At 39.1% G+C, this 24,059-nt stretch carries 22 protein-coding genes; 3 read left to right on the top strand and 19 right to left on the bottom strand.

Going from position 1 to position 24,059, the window contains the following annotated elements:
* The first annotated feature begins 16 nt into the window (after nt 1-16).
* Nucleotides 17-2,482 carry a YhdP family protein gene (locus tag F3G66_RS03200; RefSeq protein WP_149707112.1) on the top strand — a complete coding sequence of 822 codons (2,466 nt, stop codon included), beginning with the start codon at nt 17-19 and terminating at the stop codon, nt 2,480-2,482.
* Nucleotides 2,483-2,723: 241 nt separating this feature from the next.
* On the opposite strand, the gene hypA is transcribed toward F3G66_RS03200, so the two are convergent.
* The 16 genes from hypA to flgH all read right to left on the bottom strand — a co-directional run bounded on the left by hypA (nt 2,724) and on the right by flgH (nt 18,012).
* Entirely contained in the window at nt 2,724-3,065 is a 342-nt protein-coding gene (gene hypA, locus F3G66_RS03195) for a hydrogenase maturation nickel metallochaperone HypA (RefSeq protein WP_103593337.1), read from the bottom strand.
* The gene (gene hypE / locus F3G66_RS03190; RefSeq protein WP_149707111.1) at nt 3,065-4,057 is read right to left on the bottom strand and encodes a hydrogenase expression/formation protein HypE; all 993 of its coding nucleotides are present in this window, start codon (nt 4,055-4,057) and stop codon (nt 3,065-3,067) included. The genes hypA and hypE overlap by 1 nt, the downstream gene beginning before the upstream one ends.
* A gap of 8 nt (nt 4,058-4,065) precedes the next feature.
* Entirely contained in the window at nt 4,066-5,154 is a 1,089-nt protein-coding gene (hypD, locus tag F3G66_RS03185) for a hydrogenase formation protein HypD (RefSeq protein ID WP_149707110.1), read from the bottom strand.
* The gene (locus tag F3G66_RS03180) at nt 5,154-5,393 is read right to left on the bottom strand and encodes a HypC/HybG/HupF family hydrogenase formation chaperone (protein WP_054196671.1); all 240 of its coding nucleotides are present in this window, start codon (nt 5,391-5,393) and stop codon (nt 5,154-5,156) included. Before F3G66_RS03180 ends, hypD begins: the two co-directional genes overlap by 1 nt.
* Entirely contained in the window at nt 5,393-6,205 is an 813-nt protein-coding gene (gene hypB / locus F3G66_RS03175) for a hydrogenase nickel incorporation protein HypB (RefSeq protein ID WP_149707109.1), read from the bottom strand. The genes F3G66_RS03180 and hypB overlap by 1 nt, the downstream gene beginning before the upstream one ends.
* A 169-nt stretch (nt 6,206-6,374) precedes the next feature.
* On the bottom strand, nt 6,375-6,980 hold the full coding sequence (locus F3G66_RS03170; RefSeq protein ID WP_149707108.1) for a GDYXXLXY domain-containing protein: 606 nt from the start codon (nt 6,978-6,980) through the stop codon (nt 6,375-6,377).
* On the bottom strand, nt 6,977-8,236 hold the full coding sequence (locus F3G66_RS03165) for a DUF2157 domain-containing protein (protein WP_149707107.1): 1,260 nt from the start codon (nt 8,234-8,236) through the stop codon (nt 6,977-6,979). The genes F3G66_RS03170 and F3G66_RS03165 overlap by 4 nt, the downstream gene beginning before the upstream one ends.
* A gap of 95 nt (nt 8,237-8,331) precedes the next feature.
* Nucleotides 8,332-8,700, bottom strand: a complete 369-nt coding sequence (locus F3G66_RS03160) for a Na+/H+ antiporter NhaA (RefSeq protein ID WP_149707106.1) — start codon at nt 8,698-8,700, stop codon at nt 8,332-8,334.
* 16 nt (nt 8,701-8,716) lie between these two features.
* Nucleotides 8,717-9,130 (bottom strand): nickel-responsive transcriptional regulator NikR, encoded by a 414-nt coding sequence (gene nikR / locus F3G66_RS03155; RefSeq protein ID WP_021091291.1) that lies wholly within the window; start codon nt 9,128-9,130, stop codon nt 8,717-8,719.
* 45 nt (nt 9,131-9,175) lie between these two features.
* Nucleotides 9,176-11,401: a carbamoyltransferase HypF gene (gene hypF, locus F3G66_RS03150; RefSeq protein ID WP_149707105.1), complete on the bottom strand. Its 2,226-nt coding sequence runs from the start codon at nt 11,399-11,401 to the stop codon at nt 9,176-9,178.
* The gene (locus F3G66_RS03145) at nt 11,385-12,857 is read right to left on the bottom strand and encodes a hypothetical protein (protein WP_149707104.1); all 1,473 of its coding nucleotides are present in this window, start codon (nt 12,855-12,857) and stop codon (nt 11,385-11,387) included. The genes hypF and F3G66_RS03145 overlap by 17 nt, the downstream gene beginning before the upstream one ends.
* Nucleotides 12,854-13,396 (bottom strand): HyaD/HybD family hydrogenase maturation endopeptidase, encoded by a 543-nt coding sequence (locus F3G66_RS03140; RefSeq protein WP_149707102.1) that lies wholly within the window; start codon nt 13,394-13,396, stop codon nt 12,854-12,856. The genes F3G66_RS03145 and F3G66_RS03140 overlap by 4 nt, the downstream gene beginning before the upstream one ends.
* The gene (gene cybH, locus F3G66_RS03135) at nt 13,396-14,076 is read right to left on the bottom strand and encodes a Ni/Fe-hydrogenase, b-type cytochrome subunit (protein WP_149707101.1); all 681 of its coding nucleotides are present in this window, start codon (nt 14,074-14,076) and stop codon (nt 13,396-13,398) included. The genes F3G66_RS03140 and cybH overlap by 1 nt, the downstream gene beginning before the upstream one ends.
* Before the next feature lie 9 nt (nt 14,077-14,085).
* Nucleotides 14,086-15,804, bottom strand: a complete 1,719-nt coding sequence (locus F3G66_RS03130) for a nickel-dependent hydrogenase large subunit (protein ID WP_149707099.1) — start codon at nt 15,802-15,804, stop codon at nt 14,086-14,088.
* 9 nt (nt 15,805-15,813) lie between these two features.
* A complete protein-coding gene (locus tag F3G66_RS03125) occupies nt 15,814-16,959 on the bottom strand; it encodes a hydrogenase small subunit (protein ID WP_149707098.1) in 1,146 nt (381 codons plus the stop codon).
* Between the two features lie 345 nt (nt 16,960-17,304).
* Nucleotides 17,305-18,012 carry a flagellar basal body L-ring protein FlgH gene (gene flgH, locus F3G66_RS03120; protein ID WP_021091364.1) on the bottom strand — a complete coding sequence of 236 codons (708 nt, stop codon included), beginning with the start codon at nt 18,010-18,012 and terminating at the stop codon, nt 17,305-17,307.
* Between the two features lie 68 nt (nt 18,013-18,080).
* Here flgH and pta point away from each other — a divergent pair, with 68 nt between their 5' ends.
* Both pta and F3G66_RS03110 read left to right on the top strand, forming a co-directional pair.
* Entirely contained in the window at nt 18,081-19,448 is a 1,368-nt protein-coding gene (pta, locus tag F3G66_RS03115) for a phosphate acetyltransferase (RefSeq protein ID WP_149707097.1), read from the top strand.
* 1 nt (nt 19,449) lies between these two features.
* On the top strand, nt 19,450-20,646 hold the full coding sequence (locus F3G66_RS03110; protein WP_149707096.1) for an acetate kinase: 1,197 nt from the start codon (nt 19,450-19,452) through the stop codon (nt 20,644-20,646).
* Between the two features lie 146 nt (nt 20,647-20,792).
* Here F3G66_RS03110 and lpxD read toward each other — a convergent pair whose 3' ends face one another.
* The 3 genes from lpxD to F3G66_RS03095 are packed head-to-tail and all read right to left on the bottom strand — an operon-like array spanning nt 20,793 to nt 23,907.
* Nucleotides 20,793-21,746 carry a UDP-3-O-(3-hydroxymyristoyl)glucosamine N-acyltransferase gene (lpxD, locus tag F3G66_RS03105; RefSeq protein WP_149707095.1) on the bottom strand — a complete coding sequence of 318 codons (954 nt, stop codon included), beginning with the start codon at nt 21,744-21,746 and terminating at the stop codon, nt 20,793-20,795.
* Nucleotides 21,746-22,207, bottom strand: a complete 462-nt coding sequence (ilvN, locus tag F3G66_RS03100; protein WP_223154204.1) for an acetolactate synthase small subunit — start codon at nt 22,205-22,207, stop codon at nt 21,746-21,748. The genes lpxD and ilvN overlap by 1 nt, the downstream gene beginning before the upstream one ends.
* 5 nt (nt 22,208-22,212) lie before the next feature.
* A complete protein-coding gene (locus tag F3G66_RS03095) occupies nt 22,213-23,907 on the bottom strand; it encodes an acetolactate synthase large subunit (protein WP_223154203.1) in 1,695 nt (564 codons plus the stop codon).
* Nucleotides 23,908-24,059: the final 152 nt, after the last annotated feature.

Raw genomic sequence — 24,059 nt, 5'->3', positions numbered from 1 at the left:
GTTTTACGGCGTAAAATTGGAGCAATTATATATAAAATTAGATAAAAAAATAATTGCAAGAGCAAAGCAGATAAGGCTTCCAAATTTTAAGAAAGAGAGCAAGCAAAAAAGCAGCGATGAGCGCCTTTTAAACCTTAGTAAAAGCGTAGATTTTATAGATACGATTTTTCAAGAAATTTCACTTGAAAATGTGCAAATAGGAGATGATTTTAAACTAAAAATTCTATTTTTAGATGATATATTTTTTGTTGATAGTCCTTATTTAAATGTAGATATCAAATTCCAAAACGAACAGCAAGACGGAATAGATCTTTTTAGCGTTAGAAATTTAAGCTTTAAGGATTTTAACGTCAGCATTAGTGGCGAAGGGAGTGCAGATTTTGATAAAAATGACTATAAATTTGAAGGAAATTTCACCTCTCATGAGCTGCACGGTAAGCTAAATTTTGCCCTAAAAGATACATTTTTAACTTACAAGGCTTATGATGTCGAGGCTGGAAGCATTAAAAACTTCATTGATGAGCTTGATAGACGCATAGAGCTAAATGGTGAAGTTAAAAACTGGATATATGGATACATCGTTGCTGATGATTACGAGCTAAAAGAGATAAATGGCAAGGCTGATCTAGCTAAAAATGACTTTTATCTAAATGATCTAAATGCCACCGCAAATACTAAAAATTTGCTTATTAAATTTGAAAAAGACTTGCCGGCCGTAAATGTAGGCGAGGCAAATATCACGCTTAAAAACTCAAAGCTTAAATTTGATCTTTTCTCGCCTATTTACAAGGGCAAAAAACTTGATGGCTCAAGCGTTGTGATAAATAATATCTTTGATGAAAAAAGTGCAAATTTAGAGCTTTTTATAAAGACAAAATCGATCTATGATGAAACTATAAATGAGATATTAAAAGCCTATAAGATCATCGTGCCAGTAAGGCAGCTTAGCGGAAAAATGGATGCTAGCTTAAAAATTTTAATAAAACTAGACGAGAAAAACTTAGAAAATTTTGACGAAAAAAGCGTCATTGCAAATGGAGAATTTAAGCTAAGTGATACAGTTTTAGAGATTGCTGGAAGTAAATTTAATACTAAAAATGCTCTCGTAAAGCTTATAAATACGATAAATTTAAGCATCGATGCTACTGGCTTTGGGCTTGAGTTTTTTAAAGCAAATGCCAAGGCTGATATAAATTTACAAAAAAGTACTGGCGAGATAAAAGGCACAATAGAAAGCTTTGATCTAAAAGAGAAAAATGATGAAATTTTAACCTTTAAAAATGAGCCATTTAGCGCATTTTTAGACTTTAGTAAGGCTGGTGAAACTTTGCTTAAGATAGAGCCATTTGGGCTTGATATGAGCTTTGGCAGCGAAAGTAAAATATCAACAAAAAATAGTAAGTTTTTCATAGAGAACTCGCCTGTTTTAAAGCAAAACGGCGTGCGTAGTTTTGATGAGCTTAGCATAAAAAGCAAGGATTTTACTGATCTTGAAATTTTTGCCAAAGGAACAAACTTTGATTTGCCGTTTTTAGATAAAAATGGCTCAAAATATGAAAACGATGATCTTAAAATTTTGGTCTCAAAAGCTGGTGTGAAGGTAGATAGTGCAAGTAAAAAGCTAAGCCTAGACATAAAAGAAAAAGCCATAAACGTAAAAACTAAAGATCTAAATTTGCTAGTACTTGACGATAACAAAACCAGCGAGCAAAGCACGCCGCTTGAGCTTTTGGCAAAGAATGGCGATATCATTTTAAGGGATCTAAACAAAACTTTGCCATTTACCAGCTTTAGTGCCGAAAAAAAGGGCAAAAGCACCTCGCTAAATGGGCTGGCGCAGCAAGGAAGAGTTGGCTATTTTAATGATGAAAAAAGTATAAATTTAGACGCAACCGACATAAGCGGAGAATTTATCAACGACCTTTTTGGCATAAAGAGCTTTGAGGGCGGTAAATTTCGCCTAAAAATGCTTGGGGAGAGCTCTAAAAATTTCAAGGCTGAGGTGAGATTTTTTGGCACGTATCTAAAAGACTACATCTTTTATCAAAGGCTCTTAAGCTTTTTAAACTCGGTACCATCGCTTCTTAGCTTTAAAACGCCTGACTTTAACGACAAAGGCTTTACTGTTAAAAACGGCAAAATTTTACTTACCAGAAAGGGCGACGTGATCGAGTTTTTAGCGATTGAAATGATAGGCACAAGCGCTGATATCGGTGGACGTGGTACGATCGATCTAAAGAGCAAAAAGATAAATATCGACCTTGAGCTAAAGCTACTAAAAGACGCTAGCAGTATCATTGATAAAATTCCACTGGTAAATCAAATAATCCTTGGCAAGGACCGCTCGCTCTCAACTGTCATCGCCATACGAGGCACTACCGATAAGCCTGAGTACTCGACGCAGATCCTGCAAGACGCCCTGCTCTCGCCACTAAAGATAATAAGAAACGTGATTCAGGCTCCGTTTTTGATATTTGAGTAGTTTAAATCTGCAACACACAGAAATTATAGAAAAATTATTGGCTGCTTCTAAAGCCAAGAGTGGCGCTCATTTTTGATTATTTTTATTATCCTCAGCTCGCAAGCGCACAATGCTTAAATTTAACTAGTCAAAAGATATCAAAAGCTAAAGATCAAGGCTTTGATAGCTATTTTTTGATACTAGTGTTATTAAAATATTTTGACAAAAAACATAAAATTTTACATATAAAAATATGTAAAATTTACTTCATCTCAAGGCGCATCAGATACATATCCTCGCCGTCAGTTACCTTTAAATTTTGGCTTTTGCACTTTGGACAGGTGAAGTCATTTTCATTAAGCTCTCCGCCAAATCCGCAATCCAAACACTCTACAACAATACCTTGTAAATTTATGACAAGCTCGGCGTTTTCGCAGATCGTACCAGCCTTATAAACATCAAAAGCGCTCTGCAAATAATGAGGCTCCACCCCGCTTAAACGGCCGACCTTTATCTCAATCTTGCTTATCTCTTTGGCATTTTCTTTGGCGGCATTTTTCTCGCAAAGGCTAACTAAATTTTGAACGATACTAAGCTCGTGCATTAGCAGATCCTTGGTAGTAGCTCGCCCTTTGGCGGCTCGAGAAATCTTCTTGATTTATAGGCATTTTCGATGATGACACGCTCATTTTTAGCTTCCATTACTTCGCCTATTATCATCGCATTTTTATCAAATTCTCTTAAAATTTTAAGCGCGTCCTCGGCCTGGCTCTCATCAACCGCCATCACAAAAGTACCCTCATTTGCGAGCTCATAAGGTTCAAACCCAAATAGCTCACAAACACCCATCACTTCGTCTGCGACCTTGATATTTTCTTCAAAAACTAAGATGTCAAATTTACTAAATTTAGCCCACTCGTTTAGCACCGCACTTAGTCCGCCCCTTGTCGCATCGCGCATAGTTTGCGGCTTTATGCCAGCGCTAAATAGCCTTAAAGCAACCTCTTTTAGGCTCTTGCAGTCACTTTTTAGATCAAGCCCAAGCTCAAATTCCTCTCTTGCTGCTAGCACCACTCCACCGTGTCTGCCAACATCTCCAGAGATTAAGATTTTTGCCCCTGCTTCTAAATTTTTAAGCTCCACACCTTCGCAAACTATCTCGCCGATGCCTGCTGTGTTTATGAAAATTTTATCGCATTTGCCCTTTGGCACGACCTTTGTATCGCCGCAAACCACGCTCACGCCGCTCTCTTTGCAAGTTTTTGCAAGCGAGCCAAGCACGCGCTCAAGCTCCTCTATACTTAGCCCCTCTTCAATGATGAGCGAGCAGCTTAAGTATTTAGCGCTTGCTCCAACCATCGCTAGGTCGTTTATCGTGCCGCAAGCCGCGATCTTGCCGATGTCGCCACCGTTAAAAAAAATGGGAGTTACCACAAAGCTATCAGAGCTAAATGCGATCTTGCCGTTTAAATTTAATATCGCCGAGTCATTGCTCTGCCTTAAAATTTCGTTATCAAAAATTTTAAATATCGTCTCGTTTATGAGCGAGTTCATCTCCTCGCCGCCGCCGCCGTGGCTTAGCATTATCTTTTTCATTAAATTCCTTAACCAACTCTTGCATATTTAAAATATGCCGCACAAGCGCCCTCGCTTGAGACCATGCACGATCCTATCGGATTTTGCGGGTTGCAAACCTTGCCAAAGACTTTGCACTCTGTTGGCTTTGCTAGCCCTCTTAAAATTTGCCCACAAATGCAAGCCTTGCTCTCTCCAGCGCTCTCTACACTGCAGTCAAACTGCACTCTAGCGTCAAGATAGGCAAACTCATCTTTTAGCTTCATGCCGCTTCGCGCTATCTCGCCAAGGCCTCTCCAAACAAAGTCGCACGGCTCAAAGTACTTAGCTATGAGCTCTTTTGCCTTGACGTTGCCCTCTTCTTTGACAGCCCTTGCGTACTCGTTATAAACCTCATATGTTCCTTCATTTTGCTGACGGACTAAATTTAGCACACTTGCCATGATGTCAAGCGGCTCAAAACCACTAATGGCGATCGGTCTTTTAAATTCGCTCGCTAGCTCTTTGTAAATTTTACTTCCAGTGATGACACTCACATGGCTTGGGCCTAAAAATGCATCTATCCTCACGTTTTCATCGCTCATTATGGCTCTAACTGGTGCTGGGACGGTTACGTGATTTATATGAAAGTATAAATTTTTAATGCCCCCTTGCACCACTTTTTCAACCAAATTTGCGCTCATTGGCGTCGTTGTCTCAAAGCCAATGGCAAAAAATATAACCTTTTTGTCTGGATTTTGCTTAGCTATATTTAGCGCATCAAGTGGCGTGTAAAGTGCTCTTATGTCGTGCCCTTCTCCGCGAAGCTTTTGCAAGCTTGTCTTTGAGCCAGGCACTCTTAGCATGTCAGCTAGCGTGCAAAAGATCACATTATCCATACTAGCAAGCTTACAGGCCTCATCTATGCGGCTCTTTGGCATCACGCAGACTGGACAGCCTGGGCCATGGACGAAATTTATATGCTCTCCAACCAAGCTTGGCAGTGCAAATTTCATAATGCTATGCGTGTGGCCGCCGCAAATTTCCATGATATTTAGTGGTTTTACGCTCTCTTTTTGTATCAGTTTTGAAAGGGCTAGGATTAAATTTTTATCGCGAAAGTCATTGATAAGATCCATTAAATTTTCCCCGCGTTCATATCATCAGCGATCTTTTGATAGACCTCTAAACTCTCAAGCGCAAACTGCGTATCGATCTTTTGCATAGCGTAACCAACGTGGATCAGCACATATTCGCCAACTTTTACCTCTTCAGAGATGAGATCTAGGCTTACCTTTCTAGTAACACCCAGAGTCTCAACGGTAGCAACGTTGTTTTCATCTATTTCTATTACTTTTGAAGGGATCGAGAGGCACATTATCTTAGCTCTTTTTTAAATTCCAAATAACTTATCCACTTATCAATGCCCTCACCAGTTTTGCTATCTATCACAAAGATGTCAACCTTTGGATTTAGCTTTCTAGCGTCGCTTTTCACTCGCTCGATGTCAAAGTCAAAGTGCGGCACAAGCGAAGCTTTTGTGATGAGAAGCACGTCAGCAGCCCTAAACATCACTGGGTACTTACTCACCTTATCATCACCCTCTGGCACCGAAAGAAGCACAGCGTTAAAATGCGAGCCAACGTCGTAGCTTGCAGGGCAAACTAAATTTCCAACATTTTCTATAAAGACTAGATCAAGCTCGTTTAGCGGCAAATGATGAAGCCCTTCATGCACCATAAATGCGTCCAAGTGACAGGTCTGACCTGTGCTTATCTGATGAGCCTTTGCACCAGCTTTTACTATGCGATCAGCATCTTGATTTGTCTCCAAATCGCCCTCAACAACGCCTATTTTAAATTTACCAGCCTTTATCGTAGCCTCTAAAAGCGTAGTCTTGCCAGCGCCTGGGCTACTCATTAAATTTACACAAAGTATCTTTTTCTCATCAAGATGAGCTCTGTTGTGAGCAGCCTCTTTGTCGTTTTCGGAGAGAATTTTCTCTATCACGTCTATGGTTTTACTCTCGTTTAGCACAGGGTGTGCGTGAGCCTCGTGGCTATGTTCGTGCGCGTCATGAGCGTGATCTGTATGCCCATCATGAGTGTGTGAGTGCGAGTGAGTAGTACCATCAGCGTGAGTGTGAACGTGGGCGTGATTACCCATTGAACAACCGCAATCTTTACACATTTTTTCATCCTTTTTTATTAATTTATGGAGATTTTAACTCTTAAATTTAAAAATAAAATTAAAATTTAGGAGTTTTTTGCAAATAGATCAAAATTAATTAATTTATTTAAATTTTTATTTAAATTTAAAAATATAAATGAAATTTTCAAGCATTTTTACTAAATTTGCTTTACTCTTTTTGTCTAATCTCATCCAACTTATCAAAATTTTCATCACCGAGTAGTTTTTTACTATTTTTTTGGGCATTCTTTTGGATTATTAGATCCTTTAGTCTAGCTTTGCCATTATCCATCACCATCAAAACAGCATACGCTTCAACATCCTCTTCTCTCATTTCATCTTCGGTACTAGCTGCACTATCAGGTGACATATAAAAGTGCTCTATGCCGTATTTTACGAGTGAGTAGCCATCATATCTACCAGCTAAAAATACTCCATTTTCTGGCTTGCTTGCACTAAATTTTGCAAAGCCGTAAGTGCCATTAACATCTGGTTTTAAAACAGCATAAACTCTAGCCCCATCTCTTACTCTCTCATCATATTGGTCGATATAGCGGTCATCTTTATCATTTTCGTCAAAATTTCTTGAATGAAAATTTGAAAATTCATAGTTTAAATCAACATAGTTTCCGCGAAAAAGATCTCTTGGATCGTAAAGATTTACCCTTACTCTTACCTCTTGTCCAAAATAAAGTGGCATAAGTGCGTAGCCAAGCATAATGCCAATAAGCAAAATTTGAAAAACTACAGCTACTATTAATACTTTTATCTTCATTTTTTACGTCCTTTTCTAGCGATAACTAGCACTATGAAAGCAAACACAATAAATAGCGCCGTAGCACCGATATAATCACCTATGAGTTGGAAATACCTCACGGCTGCAACCAAAAATATCATACAAAGACCAAGTTTTAACTCACCCTTTTTGATAAGGACCGCAGCTGTTATGATATTTGCGAGCGAAAAAAATATATTTGCGTAGCCAGGACCGTAGCTAAAGACAAATGGCAACGACACGAGCAGTGCCCCAAGCAGCAAACCGCTCTTGTTTTTTTCTTTAAAAAACAGTGCAAAATAAGCAACGCTAAATAAAATAAAGACAAAGCCAAAATTGCTTTTAAAAAATGACTTCACAAACCAAAGCTCTTCATCGTAAAGCTCAAATAAATTTCTTTCTTCAAATAAAAATAGACAAAATAACAACACAAAAACGCCAAAATTTTTACCAAATTCTTTTGTAAATGCGCCAAGCCCTACTCTAAATTTATCTAGTAGCGGCGAAATGCTAATAAGTAAAAGTGCATAAGATAGCGATACGATCGCAACCATCGGAAGTCCAAACAAAAATCCATAATCAAATATCGCTCTAAAACCACTAATGTAGCCGCAAAATGAAATGATGTATATAAAAATATCTATAAAAAGCACAAAAGCAAGCCATTTTGAATCGTCTTTGTAAAGCGTATATGCGCCAAGTGCTATAAAAATGATAAAGCCAAAGCCAAAGTCGCCCTGATAAGCTATCATAAAAAACCAAACTGTCGCAAAGATAAGGCTTTGGGCTACCAACACACCTTTTTTGCTAGCAAAAGAAACCGCAAACGCCCCGATACTCCAAAGTAAAATACCACCGCTTGGCTCATCGCTAATGTTATAAATTTGGGCAATAAGCGCAATCGCCGCACCAAAGCAGAAATTTCCAAGAAAAAACATCGCTGTTGATAGATTTTCCTTTCCCTTTGTGAGATAGTAAATTCCACCAAAATTTACAAGCCCAAGTACAAATAACACAAGTGCTAAACGTCCTAGTCTTGGTATCTCTTCCCAGTTTGCACCAACGAGCGTAAAAAAGGCTAGCGCAAAAAAAAGATATGCTACGAGCTTTAGGACAAAACTTATCTTGTCACTATGAGCGTCAGGGTCGATGTCATATAAATTTGCTATTTTTATAGCGGTCTCTTTATCGACTATTCCGTCACTTTGCCACCGATCCAGCTCTTTTGTTAGAAAAATTCTATTTAAAAAGTTCATTATTCACACTCTCTTTTATAAGATATACAAAACACCAAATTTCTAACCAGTGTCTTAAATGCCGTATTTATGTCCATTGACACTGCCTTAGTCTTTCAACAAAAAATATAATTGTGATTTAAAATATAAAAAAATACAGAAGCTAAAATGCTACCGATGATAAAAATTTTTAGCAAGGTAGCTTGGGCCAGACTCCTAAGCTCTGCTTTAAAAATTTCTCGCTTAAGTCTAAACCCAAGTAAAAAGAAAAAAACGGCCATCAAACTATCATTTACCAAAAGGATAAGGGGCTTTTGTATCGGCGATTTACCAAAATTTAGCCTTGTATCGATTTGTAAAAATGAGTTATAAAAACTGCTTAAAAAAATATTTTCAAAGATAAATGCCACTAAAGCAGCAGCGATAAGAAAGATACCACCGCTAGCTTCACCTATAAAAAAATCCCAAAAATTCCTAAAACCCATAAAGACCCTTAAAAAACTAAAACCTAGGAATAGCTGCCCTTGTGAGTTTAGAAAATTTTACACCCTTTAAGCCGGCGATCCTTTCAGCAAAGCGTTCAATTTTGCCAGCCTCGCCTCTTATTGAAATCGTTTCTAAGCAGTTATGGTGATCGACATGAACATGGTTTGTGCAGATGATTTTCACATCAGAGCTATGCTCTATATCCATCTTTTTATTCACCAAATCGTTGTGATGATGCATATAAATGAGCGTCAAAACCCCGATCAACTCCTCACTAGCGTCCTTCCAGCTATCACTTACGATCTTTTCGCGTATCAAATCCCTCGTAAATTCGCTCCTAGAAGCGTAGCCTTGTTCGCTAACCTTTTTATCTAGTTCGTCAAGTAACTGACTAGGTAAAGAAACACTAAAACGTATAACACTATCCATTTTCTGCTCCTTTCTCGTTTGATTACCGTTTATAATCATTATACATCACTTATTAGAAAATGTGGATAAATAATAATAAATTTGCCCTAAATTTACGTTAGAATCGTTGCTACAGAATTTTTTATTGATATAAAATTTCAAATTTGCTTTAGTAAATTTTTTGTAAATAAGTTCGAGTAGAGTCTTATTTTGAAAAACTCCGCCGCTTAGTAAAATTTCCATTTTTTCTTTTTTTGAAATTTCAAAAATAATATCAGCCAAGCCATTTATAAATGCCGTTGCAGCCACTCTTGGCTCATCTTTTAAAGCACTTTTAAAAGCTTCTTTAAAGCCGATCACTCCATCATCTAGGCTAAATTTATAACACGCATCTAAATTTTTATCATAAAGGGCTTCAAGCCTCATACCACTCTCACCTTCAAAACTTGAGTGAAAAAGTCTACAAATAATCGCTCCAAATGCGTCAAATATCCTACCAACTGAGCTAGTCTTTATTAAGTTTAATCCTTTTTGCTCCATTTTTTTAAAATTTGCAAGCATTTTTTCATCAAAATTTACTAAAAATTTACTAGCTTCGTCCTCAAGAGAGTATTTTAAAATAATAGAATATGCGATTAGATAAATATTTTTGATGCTGTTTTCGCCCCCAAATAGGCTAAATTTATCAAAATGATAAACTCGCTCGTAACTCTTTTTATCTAGCCTAAAGACCTCGCCACCCCAAATTTTGCCATCCTCCCCGTATCCAGTGCCATCAAAGCAAAAGCCAAGGTACTTTTTATCTGCTAGATCATTTTCAAAGATCACACTTAGCAAATGCGCATAGTGGTGCTGCAAATGAACTAGCTCAAAGCACTGATCCTTTGCCCATTTTGTATTTAAAAAATTTGGATGAAGATCGGCTATGACCTTGTCGATTTTTAGGTTGTAGGTCTTTTCAAAAAGGGTAAAAATATCTTTAAATCTATCAAAAGTCGCCACGTTTTTTAGGTCGCCGATATATGGGCTAATCATCAAAAGTCCGCCTTTGTAGATACAAAATGAGCTTTTTAGCTCCGCACCAAGAGCTAAAAATGTCCCTTTTTGCTTGAAATTTGTATGGATAAAATTTGGATTTAGCCCACGGCTCGTTCTTGTAAAAACCACTTCATCGCCAACGCAAAATGCGATGCTATCGTCACTTGGCGAGTAAATTTCTCGGTCGTGATCAAGGTAAAAGTCTATGACGTCACCTAGCTTTTCTCTTAGCTCGCTCTCGTCTTTTATCACAACCTCGCCTGAGATGTTTGCGCTAGTTGCGATGATGTCGTGCTCAAGATAGTCAAAAAGCAAAAGATGTATGCCACTAAATGCGAGCATGACGCCAAGCTTGTTTAAATTTGGAGCGACACTTTTTGCGATATTTGAGCCATTTTTTGCTTCAAGCAAGACGATCGGCTTTAAATTTGAACTAAGTAGCTTCGCCTCCGCCTCTGAAATTTGTGCTATCTCTCTAGCATTCTCTAAATTTTTACTCATCAGAGCAAAGGGCTTGCTTGGGCGGTGCTTTCTAGCTCTTAGCTCGTAAACTGCGGCTTCATTTGTCGCGTCACAAACCAAATGAAAGCCGCCAAGCCCTTTAATGGCTAAAATTTTGCCCTCATTTATGAGCGTAGCCGCCTCTTTGGCCGCTTCGTTCCCACTAGCCAAGACTTTACCAAATTTATCTTTCAAATATAGCTTTGGCCCGCAGTTTGGGCAAGAGATAGGCTCTGCGTGGTAGCGGCGATTAAGCGGGTCTTTATACTCGCCACCGCAAAATTCACACATTTTAAACTCGTTCATCGTCGTATTTATCCTGTCGTAGGGCAATGCTTTGATGATAGAAAATCTCGGCCCGCAGTTGGTGCAGTTTATAAAAGGGTATTTGTAGCGTGGATTTGTGGGGTCATAAAACTCACGCAAGCAGTCATCGCAAAGTGCGTAATCAGGCAAGATAGGCGCTTGTTTGGTTGCCGACTTTGAAGCGATGATCTCAAGCTTTTCATAAATTTTATCTATCTTAAATTTCTTTAGCTCATCGATCCTAGCAAGGGCTGGCAACTTCTCATAAAGCTCTTTTTCAAAAGCCAAAAAGCTAGCCTCTTCGCCGCTAAAATTTAGCTTCACACCCTCATCGTCGTTGTAAATTTCACCAACAAGGGCAAATTTATGCGCCAAAGTATAGACAAAAGGTCTAAAACCAACGCCTTGAACTAAACCTTTGATCTCATATCTAAAGCTTGATCTCAACGCCAAATCCGGGGTCAAAATTTGTTTTTATATTTGGGTTTAGGTGTTTTTTTATCAAGTTGCTAACTACCTTATTATAAAATAAATCCCCGCTTAAAATAATATTTTTGATATTAAATTTATCTCGTTTTTCATAGCTAAAATCGCTCAAAAAGTGTGCCAAAGACTCGGTGCAACCAAAGCTGATATTCTTCTCTCCAGCGCCAGCAAGGATGAATGAAATGATACTTTTTACAAACTTAACCCCGTCTAAACCAAAGTCATCTTTCATCTTGTAATCGATCCTAACGCCCTTTTGACCACTAAAATCAGCTGCCATAAGAAGCAAATTCTCCCCTGCTTTTTTAAAGTCATCGCCTAAGCCAAGTATACGCCCAGCTATGCAAAATAGCGAGAAAAAGCTAGCATTTGAGCTAAATTTACCACTTGGTAAAGTATGCTCTTTACTGAAGTTTTCAAGTAGCCTTTTGCCGCCCTCATCGGCTCTTATAAGCTCATAAATTTCTTCAAAGCTGCTAAATTTTGGTAAAAATAGAAGCTGCGTTTTGCTTGATTTTGAAAGCAGGCAAATTTCATCATCGCTAAATTTGCTAAATTTTAGCCCCAAAGCTATATCGCTAAAATTACTAAGCTCAAATTCCTCGTTTTTTGCATAGAAAAATGGGCTTAAAACTGCGCTACTTTCAAGCAAAGTAAGCCTTGAAAGAGCATTTTTTTGCTCCTTTACTTTAATGCTTAAAAAGCTATAATTTTCTTTATTTAGCTGCTCGCAAAGGGCGTAAAGAAAAAGGTCATTTGGTGCCATCACGTCAAAAAATAGCGGTGCGTCCTCGTGATTTTGCCTATAAATGGCTGTCGTCTTTAGAGCCAAAAGTGGCTTTTCAAAGCTAGCTAAAAATGTCAAAGCTCTATCATCGGCGATAAAAATTTTTGGTAGCTGCTTTAAATTTACAGGCATTAAGAAATTTGAATCAAATTTTACCCCAAGAGAAATTTCATATAAATTTTTATCTTGTTCTACGCAAACGCCCTTGCCGTTTTTTAATAAATTTAGGCAAGCTTTGAGCTTTTCATTAAAATTATCAAGCGTTATCTCACCATCAAATTTACTCTCACATAGCACGCCACTTTCATTTAAGATAGCCTTTTCGCTAGCCAAAAAAGCGCTCGCTTGAGTCGGAGTTAGGCCGCCAAATTTTATCTCATTTATCTTGCTATCTTCATCAAGCTCACTTACAGCCAAGACCTCACTGTGCTTTATAAAAAGACTAAAAGGCAAGAGCGTACTTGCTTTATTTGCCACGCTCTCAAGCTCACTGGCGTCTCCACTTACCTTTAGACAAATTTCATCATCTTTGCACTTTAGACTATGAGCTAGATCGCCAGCAAGCAAGCGTAAAAATGGCGCTAGAAACGAAGCGTCCTTGTAGCAAGTAAATTTAAAAGCAAGTATCATTTTAAACCTTTTTTAGCATATTCATCAACGATATCATTTAGTGTAAAATTTGCCACCTTTTCACACTTAAAATCAAGCTCTTTTAAGCGATCAAGCAGCGTTTTTTCTAAAATTGTAGAAGCGTTTATAACCTCATCTGAGAGGCTAAAATTCGATGATTCTATGCGACTAGGCACGATGCCTAAAATTTTAGTCGTAGGCCTATCGCCTGCAAGCTCCATTAGATGAAGGGTCTGAAGCATCTCTATCTCGTGAGCCGAGCCGTCCCAGCTGATAAAATTTGGTACGTTTAGAAAGTCGAAAAAATAAACATCGCCTACGCTTGCACCATTTGCGCTAATGCAATCAACGACGATAAGATAGTCAAATTCGCTTATGATGTGAGTTAGAGCGAGGGCTAAAGTGCCCCCGTCCATTAGAGTAAGCTCATTTTTAGAACTTGTAAATTTATAGTTTTTAGCCATCAAATTTACAAAATGAACACCTATGCCCTCATCGGCAAACATCACGTTGCCGATACCAAGAACCAGCACTCTCATCAGTGTTCTTTTACAAATTTATAGCCACTAACGATAGCGTCCATCGCTCCATTTTTGCCTTTAACAGCGTTAAATACCGCCATATAAACATGAATAGGCACAAAAATCATAATGACCCACATGCAAATTCTATGTATCGTTCTGACATTTGCTAGTCCGCCTATAAGCTCTTCAAAAAATCTCGCTGGCTCATAAAGCGCTCCGCCAAGTCCCTCATGATAAACATGAACATAAAGCACAAGACCGCTTAGGCAAATAAGAGTCAAAATAAGATAAAAGAAAAAGTATGAGGCAAACTGCAAAGGATTATAAACGCCCCTTAAATGCGGATGTGGCCCCATAAAAAGATAATACTTAATCTGTGCGATCCAAATTTTTGGATTTAGAAAATCAACCACACTCATCCACTCTTTTTTACTATGTTTATCAAAGACAAATAGATAAAATTTAAAGATAAACGCCGCTATTAGCACAAAGCCAGCGATCTGGTGAGCCATACGCCACTTTGCTTGCATAAAATTTGTAGGCTCGCTCGTGATCTCTGGACTCACAAAAACGTATGAGATGTAGTAGCCGCTCACAACCAAAAGTGTGATCGCTGCAAATCTAATCCAGTGTGTCAGCCTAACGCCGATGGAGAATTCGTATTCGCTGATCCTGTCAGCATTTTTATGTGACATATTCTCTCCTTACAAATTTGGATTTATCTTATAAGTACTCAAATCATTTCCCTTTGTATCCATAACATGCACAGCGCATGCGATACAAGGATCATAAGAGTGAATTTTTCGTATTATCTCAAGTGGCTTTGAAAGATCAGCGATCTTTAAACCAACTAAGCACGCTTCGTAGCTTCCCATTTGATTTTGTGCGTCTTTTGGAGAGGCGTTCCATGTGCTTGGCACGACTGCTTGCCAGTTTGTGATAACACCATCTTTTATGCGGCACCAGTGGCTAAGCGCACCTCTTGGAGCATTGCCTTGAAAATTTCCTTTGTACTCTTTTTTGTTATCGATTACATATTTTGCGCAAGTCTCTTGATCTGATTTTAAATTTTCTACCAAGGCATTAAATGCGTCCATTGTGTGCTCTGCGACTACTTTTGCCTCAAGCATACGAGTAGCGGTTCTGCCTAGAGTTGAGAAAACTGCGCTTAGTGGCAAGCCACTCTTTGCTAAAAACTCATCAACCACCTTTTTAACTCTCTCGTTGCCTTTAGCGTAGTTTATGACGATGCTAGCAATCGGTCCTACTTGCATAGGCAAGCCATCATATCTTGGTGCTTTGATCCAGCTATATTTGCCTTTTGTATCAAAAAGCTTACTGTGAGCTAGTTTACCCTCGGCATCTATGCTCTCACCGTCAATAAGACCTGTGTAGTTTGCCTCAGTCTCACCGTCGTATGGATGAAGCGCTTTGTCGTTTTTATACCAAGACCTAGTAGCTTCTTCGGTGATTTTATTTTCATCGATATCATAAACCTTATTAAGATCGCCATTTAAGATATAGCCACCTTTAAATAGATGATCATTTTTGCCTATTAAAAACTCATCGTAGCAAAGTAAATTTGCCACACCAACATCGTTTAGAACGCTTGGCTCATTACCATAAGCTTTAGCTGCCATCAAGATATCTGGATAGTAAGCTCTATCTACAAATTCTTTAATCTCGGCAAATTTGCTCATATATTCGCCCATTCTAGCTGGATCCATAAGGTCCATCACGCAGGTCACACCACCTACTGTTAGGCTTTGTGGATGTGGGTTTTTCGCACCAAAGATAGCCATCATCTGAGCCGCTGTTCTTTGAATCCTTAAGCACTCTAAGTAGTGAGAGAGGACGATTAAATTTTGCTCTGGCGTAAATTTATATGTGCTATGTCCCCAGTATGCGTTAGCAAATGGTCCAAGGTTGCCCTTTTTAACAAAGGCTTCAACCCTCTCTTTTACCTCTTTTAGCTTGTCAGCTCCCGTGGCAAACGGAAGATCAGTATATTTAAACGCCTCTTCGCTAGCTTTATGCACATCTGCGCTTAGTGCAGAGACCACATCTGCCCAGTCCATGCCGTGAAGTTGATAAAAGTGCACAATGTGATCATGAAGATATAAAGCTGCGTTCATAAGCGTTCTAGTTAGCTCTGCATTTAGCGGAGGCTTGATGCCAAGAGCATTTTCAACCGCGATGATGCCTGCTCGGTAGTGTGAGTATGTACAAACGCCACAAATTCTTTGCATGAAAAAGCCAGCATCTCTTGGGTCTCTGCCTTTTACGATCTGCTCTAAGCCACGCCAAAGAGTTGAGCCAGAGTAAGCCTCTTTTACGACATTATTTTCATCTACGACAACTTCTATTCTTAAGTGTCCCTCGATACGTGTTATAGGGTCTATTACTATTCTTTTTTCACTCATTTTTTCGCCTTATTCTTTATCTTTACTCATAGAAGCTATAACAGCGTGAGCTGCTATGCCAATGCCTGTAAGAGCTAAAATTCCAATGCCAACTTTATCGCTGACATTATCAGCTCCAAGACCTAAAACAGTATCAAAGAGTCTATCTGCCATAGGCTCTTCAAATGGTCCCATCGTATCCCAGAAGTCTGGCTCTGAGCAGCCTATACAGCCGTGACCTGCTTGAACTGGCCATGATGTGTGTTGGTTAAATCTCTCGCGTGAGCAGTTATTAAATGTATATGGACCTTTGCAACCTACTTTGTATAAGCAGTAGCCATTTTTTGCGCCTTCATCGCCGAAGTTTTGGACAAACTCGCCAGCGTCAAAGTGACCACGTCTTTCGCAAAGATCGTGAATTCTTAAGCCATAAGCCCATTTTGGTCTATTATAAACATCAAGTGCTGGAAGTGTGCCAAAAAGCAAGAAGTGAAGCACGTTGCCAACGATATTTTTCTCACTTGGTGGACAGCCCGCAACATTAATAACTGGTTTATCAGTTACCTTTGAAAGTCCCACTGAATTTGATGGGTTTGGCCTTGCAGCTTGAATGCCACCAAAGCTAGAACAGGTGCCGATCGCAAAGATAGCAGCTGCATCTTTTGAAGCATTTATAGCATGAGTTTTACCTGTTGTGCCATGAGGTCCAACAGTTAAGAAATTTTCAGTCGCACCAGTTGGGATACCGCCCTCAACTAGCAGGATGTATCTACCTTTGTATTTTTCGATCGCGCTTTCTAAATTTTCTTCAGCCTGCCAACCAGAAGCTGCCATGATAGTTTCGTGGTATTCAAGGCTTATGTAGTCAAATATAAGACTATCTATGCTTGGAGCATCGGTTCTTAGTAAGCTTTCGCTACAGCCTGTGCATTCTGCCATATGAAGCCATATCACAGGAAGCCTATCGCTAAGCTCAGCAGCACGAGCAACCATCGGTGTCATCGCACTTGGTAGAGCCATAAAAGCTGTCATCGCACCAGCCCACTTCATAAAATCACGCCTCGTAAAGCCCTTCTCTTTTAAAAGCTGCGCAATACTTGAGTTGCTTTTCATCTTAGGTAACGCACTAAGCTCACTTAAGCGTCTATCTATCTTTTGACGCAAGTCATTATTCATATAAGCTCCTTTGCTTGAAAATTTTACTTTTGTTAATAATATCTTTGTTTAAATAAGTAAAAAATTATTTTATAAAATTAATATTTATAATTAAATAAATTTTAACTAAAAAATTTAAAATCCCTTTTTTGCGATATATTTTCAAAATATAAAAAATAATATTTTGAAAAATTTTATTTTGTTTTGATGAATTTTCAATATTTTAAGCATATTATTCTGAAAGTAAATATCAACTATAATTTTTAATGATTTTTAAAAAATTAGCATATTTAAGGCGAGATAAATTTTTGAGATATAAATTTTTAAAAGCCCAAATTGATTAAATTTTAGGCTTTTAAAGTTGCATTAAAATGGCCAGATAGCCTCCATAAGTCTTGTACCCCAAGGTTTTTTGGTAGATTTGTCTAGCTCGCCCTCGGTTTTATACAAAATTTTGGCATCAGCTATGTATTTTGAGTCGATTTCGTTGTTTTGTGAGATGTCGTAAGGTCTGATGACACCACTTACTTGCATGATCTGCTTTTCACCATTTATAAGTAGCTCGCGGCTACCCTCGATAAAGTAATTGCCGTTATTTAGTATTTTTATGATCCTGGCTGAAATGGTTGCGGTAAATTTCTCGCTTCTATTGCTCGTGCCACTTCCTGTAAATTTATTGCCACCACCTGCTTTAAAGCCGATGTCACCGTATTTGTTTAGATTATCAGCCACAGTTGAAAGCGGTGCAGCCCCAGCTGTGAAAACACCGCCACCAAGCGAGATAGTGCTATCTTTATTTGTACTTTTACTTCCAGTTGAAGTTTGACTTGCATTTTCTGAGATAACGATAGTCACGATGTCATTTACATTCATCGCTTTTCTATCTGAAAATAGCGGATTTTCGCCCTTTCCAAAGAGGCTGCCAGCATTGCTTTGTCCGGTTCCACTATCTTTTGAAGGGAGTTGCTCGACATAAACCGGGGGTTTCATATTGATATGAGGATCAGCACTTGGTGTGCAGCCAGTGCAAATAATGCCCGCAGATAAGACGAGCCAAATCGTTTTATGATTCATAAAAAATGCCTTAAAATAAGTATCTTTGTGCTAAAATTAAGCAATTTAAGTTCCTAAAAAGGTCGCAAATGAAAAGTTGTTACGTTTTTACAGACAAAAATTTAGCACATCTGCAAGAAATTATAGCTACAAAATTCAAAAAAGTTGAGATTTTTAAGATAATCCCAGATGAAAACGATAAAAATAACTTAATAAATTCAAACGAAAAAGAGTTTTTTCTAAAATTTATAGATAAATTTGAAGAGTTAAAAGCCAAAAGCGACTTTGTCATAGTTCTTGGCTGTGAGAGCTTTAGTGTCTTTGGCAAAAGCGAGCTAAATTTAAAGCTAGCTAGAAATTTAAACGCTCCAGTCTTTGACGAAAACGCAAGCGAGCTAAAAGCACTAAATCTAAACTCAAAGCTTCTAATCACCGATAAATTTGATGAAATTTTGAGCTACAAAGCTGACATCATCACACCATTTAAATTTCAAAGCTTGCTTCTAAAAAGAGCTAAAGCGGCAAACAAGACCGTCGTTTTACCAGAGAGCGACGATGAGAGAATTTTAAAAGCGGCTCACATCGTACTAGAAAAAGACGCGGCAAATATCATATTGCTAGGACTTGAAGATGAAATTTCAAAAAAAGCGGCCACTTTGGGGCTAAATTTAAGCAAAGCCAAAGTGGTCGACCCAGCACAAAACGAGCTGACAGATAAATTTGCAAAGAAAATTTATGAACTTAGAAAGCATAAAGGCGTGGACGAAGCCAAGGCAAATGCGCTTGCAAAAGATAAAATTTACTTTGCTACGATGCTAATTCATGAAGGCTTAGCCGATGCCTTGGTAAGTGGCGCTACGATGAGTACGGCTGATACGATCCGCCCAGCTTTGCAGATCATAAAAACAAAGCCAAATGTAAGTGTGGTAAGTGGGGCATTTTTTATGGCGCTTGAAGAGGAAATTTTACTCTTTGCCGACTGCGCCGTCACGCCAAATCCAAGCGCAGATGAGCTAGCTAGTATTACTCTAAGCAGTGCTCAAACGGCAAGTGCCTTTGGTATTAGTCCAAAGATCGCTATGCTAAGCTACTCTACGGCTGATAGTGGTAGCGGGGCTGATGTGAATTTTGTAAAAGAAGCTGCCAAAAAGGCGAGCGAGCTTGATGCAAATTTAAAGATCGCAGCACCCATTCAGTTTGATGCAGCAGTTGATCTAAGCGTGGCTAGTAAAAAGATGCCAAACTCAGAGGTAGCTGGGCATGCAAATGTCTTTATCTTTCCAAATTTAAACTGCGGAAACATCTGCTACAAGGCAGTTCAGCGAAGCGCAAACGCTCTAGCTGTGGGTCCGATACTTCAAGGGTTAAAAAAGCCGGTTAATGACCTAAGCCGCGGTTGCCTCGTTGAAGACGTGGTAAATACTATCTTAATAAGTGCCATACAAGCAGGAGAATAATATGAGAATTTTGGTTTTAAACTCGGGTAGTAGCTCAATAAAATTTCAACTTTTTGCAATGGATACCAAAACCAGTCTAGCAAGCGGTCTAGTCGAGCAAATCGGTAGCTCTAGCTCAAGAGCGGTACTAAAAGCAAATAGCGAAACCTATGAGATAAAACGCTTCATAAAAGACCACCATGACGGACTTGAGGCGATGAATGAGCTTTTTGTCACTTCACACACATTGCACGATCTAAGCGAGCTTGATGGTATCGGACATAGGATAGTTCACGGTGGCGAGAGCTTTTTTAGCTCAATGATCGTTGATGAAAGCGTCATCAAAAAGATCGAGGAGATAAGCCCTCTTGCCCCACTTCACAATCCAGGGCATCTTGCTGGCATTAAAAACGCGATGAAAGAGAGCAAAAATGTACCTCACGTGGTCGTTTTTGACACGGTATTTCATCAAAGTATGCCAGAGTACGCCTACCGCTACGCTCTACCTTATGACGTTTGCAAGACTCATCACATCAGAAAATACGGCTTTCATGGCACATCACACAGATATGTTTGCAAGCAAGCAGCCAAAATGCTTGGCATAGAATTTGATAAATTTAACGCTATCTCACTTCATCTAGGTAACGGCGCCTCAGCCTGTGCGGTACAAAATGGCAAAAGTATCGATACCTCAATGGGTCTTAGCCCGCTTGAAGGACTCATAATGGGTACAAGAAGCGGCGATATGGACCCAGCTGTGGTCATTTACTTGCTAAATATCGGCGTTTTAAAGTGGAACGAGATCGATAACTTTTTAAATAAAAAAAGCGGACTTTTTGGGATTTGTGGCTCAAGCGACATGAGAGAGGTTGTGGCTAAAATGCAAAACGATGAGCGAGCAAAGCTTGCTTTTGAGATGTTTTGCTACCGAGTAAAAAAATATATCGGCTCATACTACGCCATTTTAGGACGCGTTGATGCGCTCATATTTACCGGCGGTATTGGCGAAAACGCACCAAATACAAGGCAAAAAATTTGTGATGAATTAAAACATCTTGGCATTCACATAAATCACGATCTAAATTTCCAAGACATGCGAGGCGAAAGATGCATAGACGGGGATGACGCTAAGATAAAAACACTTATCATCCCAACAAATGAAGAGCTAGAAATCGCGATAGAAACGGCTAGAGTAATAAAAGAGAACAAAGCCAAATAAATAGAAATTTAAAATAAAATAGCTAATTTGTATTTTGCCAAACTTAACATATAAATTTTAAACCTAACTCGTTTTAAAATAGAATTAGCATTTTTAGGCTACGAGATAAAAAGCTTTTGCGATTTTAAGCTCGCAAAAGCTTACAATCAATTTTTCTTAAAAAATCTCAAAATTTTTGCTTGGAGTTTAAACTGATCTGAAAGCTCCATTATCGGATAAGCTCCAGCGTATTTTTTGCCACCAGGCAGATCTTTGCTAACGCCTCCACGTGCAGCGATCTGCGCGAAGTCACCCACTTTTACATGACCAGCTGAGCCGCTTTGTCCGCCCATTACGACGTTTCTGCCTAGCACTGTTGAGCCAGCAAGTCCAGTTTGTGAGACTATTAGGCAGCCATTTCCAAGCTCGCAGTTATGGCCTATTTGAACGAGATTGTCTATCTTTGTGTAGCTTGCGATCATTGTGCTTTCAAAAACACCACGATCTATCGTCGTACAAGCACCGATCTCGACAAAATCACCTAAAACAACATTGCCATTGTGATAAATTTTTACATGCTCGCCAGTTTTTGTATGTGCATAGCCAAAGCCATCGCTGCCTATAACGCAGTTTGCCAGCAGATGGCACTCATTGCCGATGACGCAGTCGTTGTAGATGACGACATTTGGATGGATGATGCAGTTTTTACCGATAGTTACGTTATCGCCCAAAAATGCTCCAGCCATGACTATCGTATTTTCACCAATGCTCACATTTGAGCCTATGTAGACATTTGGCATTATCTTTGCACTCTTGGCGATATTTGATGGCTTTGGCTCACAAAAAAGTGGCTTAGCATAATCTTTACTAAGCAAGGCAAATGCAAGGTGCGGATTATCGCAGACAAGTGCGACCATGCCAAGTGGCACCAAGTCTAAAAGCGATTTTGTCACCAATATGGCTCCAGCATTTGAGTTGCTTATAAATTTTGCATTTTTCTCGCCGTCACAATATGTTAGCTCGGCTTTATTTGCATTTTTTAAAGAATTTAGAGCAAAAATTTCTATATCTTCTCCACTAAAAGTAGCATCTACTTTTGAGGCTATTTCACTTAGTTTCATCATATATCCATTATCACAGATCCGCCGCGTACGACGTCAACTGGGTTAAATTTCTTTATCGATTTTAAAAAGCTCTCGATCCTACTCGCATCGTCAGCCACCATGACAACGATGTAGTTTTCGTTTGTATTTGTGACGATACCGTTGTACGACTTTAGTATCGCCTCAAGACCAGCAAAATTTTCACCAAGCGGAATTTTCACAAGAGCCATCTCTTTTTCGACAAATTCGCCACTTTCTATGACTTTATACGTTGGTATGAGCTTATGAAGCTGTTTTACGATCTGCTCTAAAACTCTCTCGTCACCGCTTGTTACGATACTTAGCCTTGAGAAGTTGCTCTCAGGTATTGGAGCAACGGTTAGCGTGTCGATGTTGTAGCCTCTGCCCGCAAAAAGCCCAGAAATTCTAGCCAAAACACCATGTTCATTTAAAACTATAACTGATATCGTTCTTCTTATACTGCTCATTTTTCTTCCTTGCTCTTTAATATCATATTATAAATCGCAGCTCCAGCTGGAACCATAGGAAGTACGTCCTCAAAGCGGTCGATCCTAACATCGATCATCGCTGATTTTTTGCTATCGATCGCTTCTTTTAAAGCCTTTCTAAACTCATCCTTACTCTTGCAAACAAAGCCAACTCCGCCAAATCCTTCAGCGATCTTTACAAAATCAGGCTGCAAGCTAAGATCAGTCGATGAGTAGCGTTTTTCATAGAAAAATGTCTGCCACTGACGAACCATGCCTAAGAAGTTGTTGTTTAAAATGATGTTTATAACAGGCATATTTATCTCATGAGCCGTCATTAACTCTTGGATATTCATAAGTATCGAGCCATCACCTGTAAAATTTATAACAAGATTTTCTGGTTTTGCACATTTTGCGCCGATCGCTGCAGGGAGGCCAAATCCCATTGTGCCAAGTCCGCCACTTGTAACAAGCTGTCTTGCTCGGTTAAACGGATAAAACTGCGCCACCCACATTTGGTGCTGACCGACGTCTGTTGAGATTATCGCATCAGCTCCTGCTATCTTTGCGGTCTCTTTGATGACCCATTGTGGTTTTAAGACCTTGTCGCTATCTGTGTAGCCAAGTGGATTTAGTTTAGAATATCTATCTAAAATTTCTCTCCAAGGTGCGTAGTTTTCAGGCTTTGCATTGACTTCGTCATAAAGCTCGGTTAGCACGTTTGTAAGATCACCAACGATTGGATAGTGAGCATTTATGATCTTTGATATAGAGCTTGGATCGATATCGATGTGGATAATCTTTGCATGTTTGGCAAACTCGTCTGTCCTGCCAGTGATCCTGTCACAAAATCTAGCTCCAAGCGAGATGAGAAGGTCGCACTCGCTAAGTGCCATATTCGAAGCGTAGCTACCATGCATGCCTGCCATGCCTAAATTTAGCTCATCTTTTGCGTCAAGCACGCCAAGAGCCATCAGCGTCTCAACCGCTGGAATACCAGTTTTTTTCATAAATTTACGGATGATCTCGCTTGCATTTGATGCTATCGCACCACCACCGATGTATAGAAGCGGCCTTTTAGCTTCATTTATCGCAACTGCTGCTTTTTTTATCTGTTTTGAGTTGCCCTTATAGGTCGGTTTGTAACTTGGAATAGAAATTTCTTTTGGATATACAAAATCTCCAAGTCTTGATGTGATATTTTTTGGGATATCGATATGAACTGGTCCTGGGCGGCCTGATCTTGCGATATAAAACGCCTCTTTTATGATGCGAGGTAGCTCTTCAACGCTATTAACTAAAAAGTTATGCTTAACACAGGGGCGTGAAATGCCGACCGCATCGATCTCTTGAAAAGCATCTGTGCCGATCATAAATGTTGGTACTTGACCGCTTATAAGCACAACTGGGATGCTGTCGCTATAAGCTGTGGCAAGACCAGTGACCGCGTTTGTAAAGCCAGGGCCGCTTGTCACAAAAGCAACGCCAACTTTACCACTAACTCTAGCGTATCCATCGGCCGCGTGAACGGCTGCTTGCTCGTGGCGAACCAAAACGTGTTTAAAATAAGTCTGCTTGTATGTTTCGTCGTAGATATTTAAAGCTGCACCGCCAGGATAGCCAAAAACTATCTCAACGCCCTCTTCGTGCAAGGCCTCGCTTATCATCTGTGAACCAGAAATCTGTTTTATCATCACTTTAGCCTTTTGATAAATTTATCGCAGATTATATCCCAAAGCATTTTAAATCCATTTTAACTTTCTAGCGAATTTTAGGTATTGCTTTGATTTTATTGAAAAATTTTTAACTATTTTAGGAAAATAATACAAAATATTTTACATAA

It is taken from the genome of Campylobacter concisus, from assembly GCF_902460665.1.
In the GTDB taxonomy this organism is placed as follows: Bacteria; Campylobacterota; Campylobacteria; order Campylobacterales; family Campylobacteraceae; genus Campylobacter_A; species Campylobacter_A concisus_AL.
The sequence above is the reverse complement of the archived record's forward strand: the minus strand, read 5'-3'. Positions and strand labels throughout refer to the sequence as shown.

What these genes read in the sequence shown, in the direction of transcription:
- F3G66_RS03145 (WP_149707104.1), bottom strand. Translation starts at nt 12,857, where the DNA reads ATGATACTTGCTTTTAAATTTACTTGCTACAAGGACGCTTCGTTTCTA.
- F3G66_RS03160 (WP_149707106.1), bottom strand. Translation starts at nt 8,700, where the DNA reads ATGGGTTTTAGGAATTTTTGGGATTTTTTTATAGGTGAAGCTAGCGGT.
- F3G66_RS03125 (WP_149707098.1), bottom strand. Translation starts at nt 16,959, where the DNA reads ATGAATAATGACTTGCGTCAAAAGATAGATAGACGCTTAAGTGAGCTT.
- F3G66_RS03180 (WP_054196671.1), bottom strand. Translation starts at nt 5,393, where the DNA reads ATGTGCCTCTCGATCCCTTCAAAAGTAATAGAAATAGATGAAAACAAC.
- F3G66_RS03165 (WP_149707107.1), bottom strand. Translation starts at nt 8,236, where the DNA reads ATGAACTTTTTAAATAGAATTTTTCTAACAAAAGAGCTGGATCGGTGG.
- hypE (WP_149707111.1), bottom strand. Translation starts at nt 4,057, where the DNA reads ATGAAAAAGATAATGCTAAGCCACGGCGGCGGCGGCGAGGAGATGAAC.
- flgH (WP_021091364.1), bottom strand. Translation starts at nt 18,012, where the DNA reads ATGAATCATAAAACGATTTGGCTCGTCTTATCTGCGGGCATTATTTGC.
- cybH (WP_149707101.1), bottom strand. Translation starts at nt 14,076, where the DNA reads ATGTCACATAAAAATGCTGACAGGATCAGCGAATACGAATTCTCCATC.
- nikR (WP_021091291.1), bottom strand. Translation starts at nt 9,130, where the DNA reads ATGGATAGTGTTATACGTTTTAGTGTTTCTTTACCTAGTCAGTTACTT.
- hypA (WP_103593337.1), bottom strand. Translation starts at nt 3,065, where the DNA reads ATGCACGAGCTTAGTATCGTTCAAAATTTAGTTAGCCTTTGCGAGAAA.
- hypD (WP_149707110.1), bottom strand. Translation starts at nt 5,154, where the DNA reads ATGGATCTTATCAATGACTTTCGCGATAAAAATTTAATCCTAGCCCTT.
- hypB (WP_149707109.1), bottom strand. Translation starts at nt 6,205, where the DNA reads ATGTGTAAAGATTGCGGTTGTTCAATGGGTAATCACGCCCACGTTCAC.
- F3G66_RS03130 (WP_149707099.1), bottom strand. Translation starts at nt 15,804, where the DNA reads ATGAGTGAAAAAAGAATAGTAATAGACCCTATAACACGTATCGAGGGA.
- F3G66_RS03140 (WP_149707102.1), bottom strand. Translation starts at nt 13,396, where the DNA reads ATGAGAGTGCTGGTTCTTGGTATCGGCAACGTGATGTTTGCCGATGAG.
- F3G66_RS03170 (WP_149707108.1), bottom strand. Translation starts at nt 6,980, where the DNA reads ATGAAGATAAAAGTATTAATAGTAGCTGTAGTTTTTCAAATTTTGCTT.
- lpxD (WP_149707095.1), bottom strand. Translation starts at nt 21,746, where the DNA reads ATGAAACTAAGTGAAATAGCCTCAAAAGTAGATGCTACTTTTAGTGGA.
- F3G66_RS03110 (WP_149707096.1), top strand. Translation starts at nt 19,450, where the DNA reads ATGAGAATTTTGGTTTTAAACTCGGGTAGTAGCTCAATAAAATTTCAA.
- pta (WP_149707097.1), top strand. Translation starts at nt 18,081, where the DNA reads ATGAAAAGTTGTTACGTTTTTACAGACAAAAATTTAGCACATCTGCAA.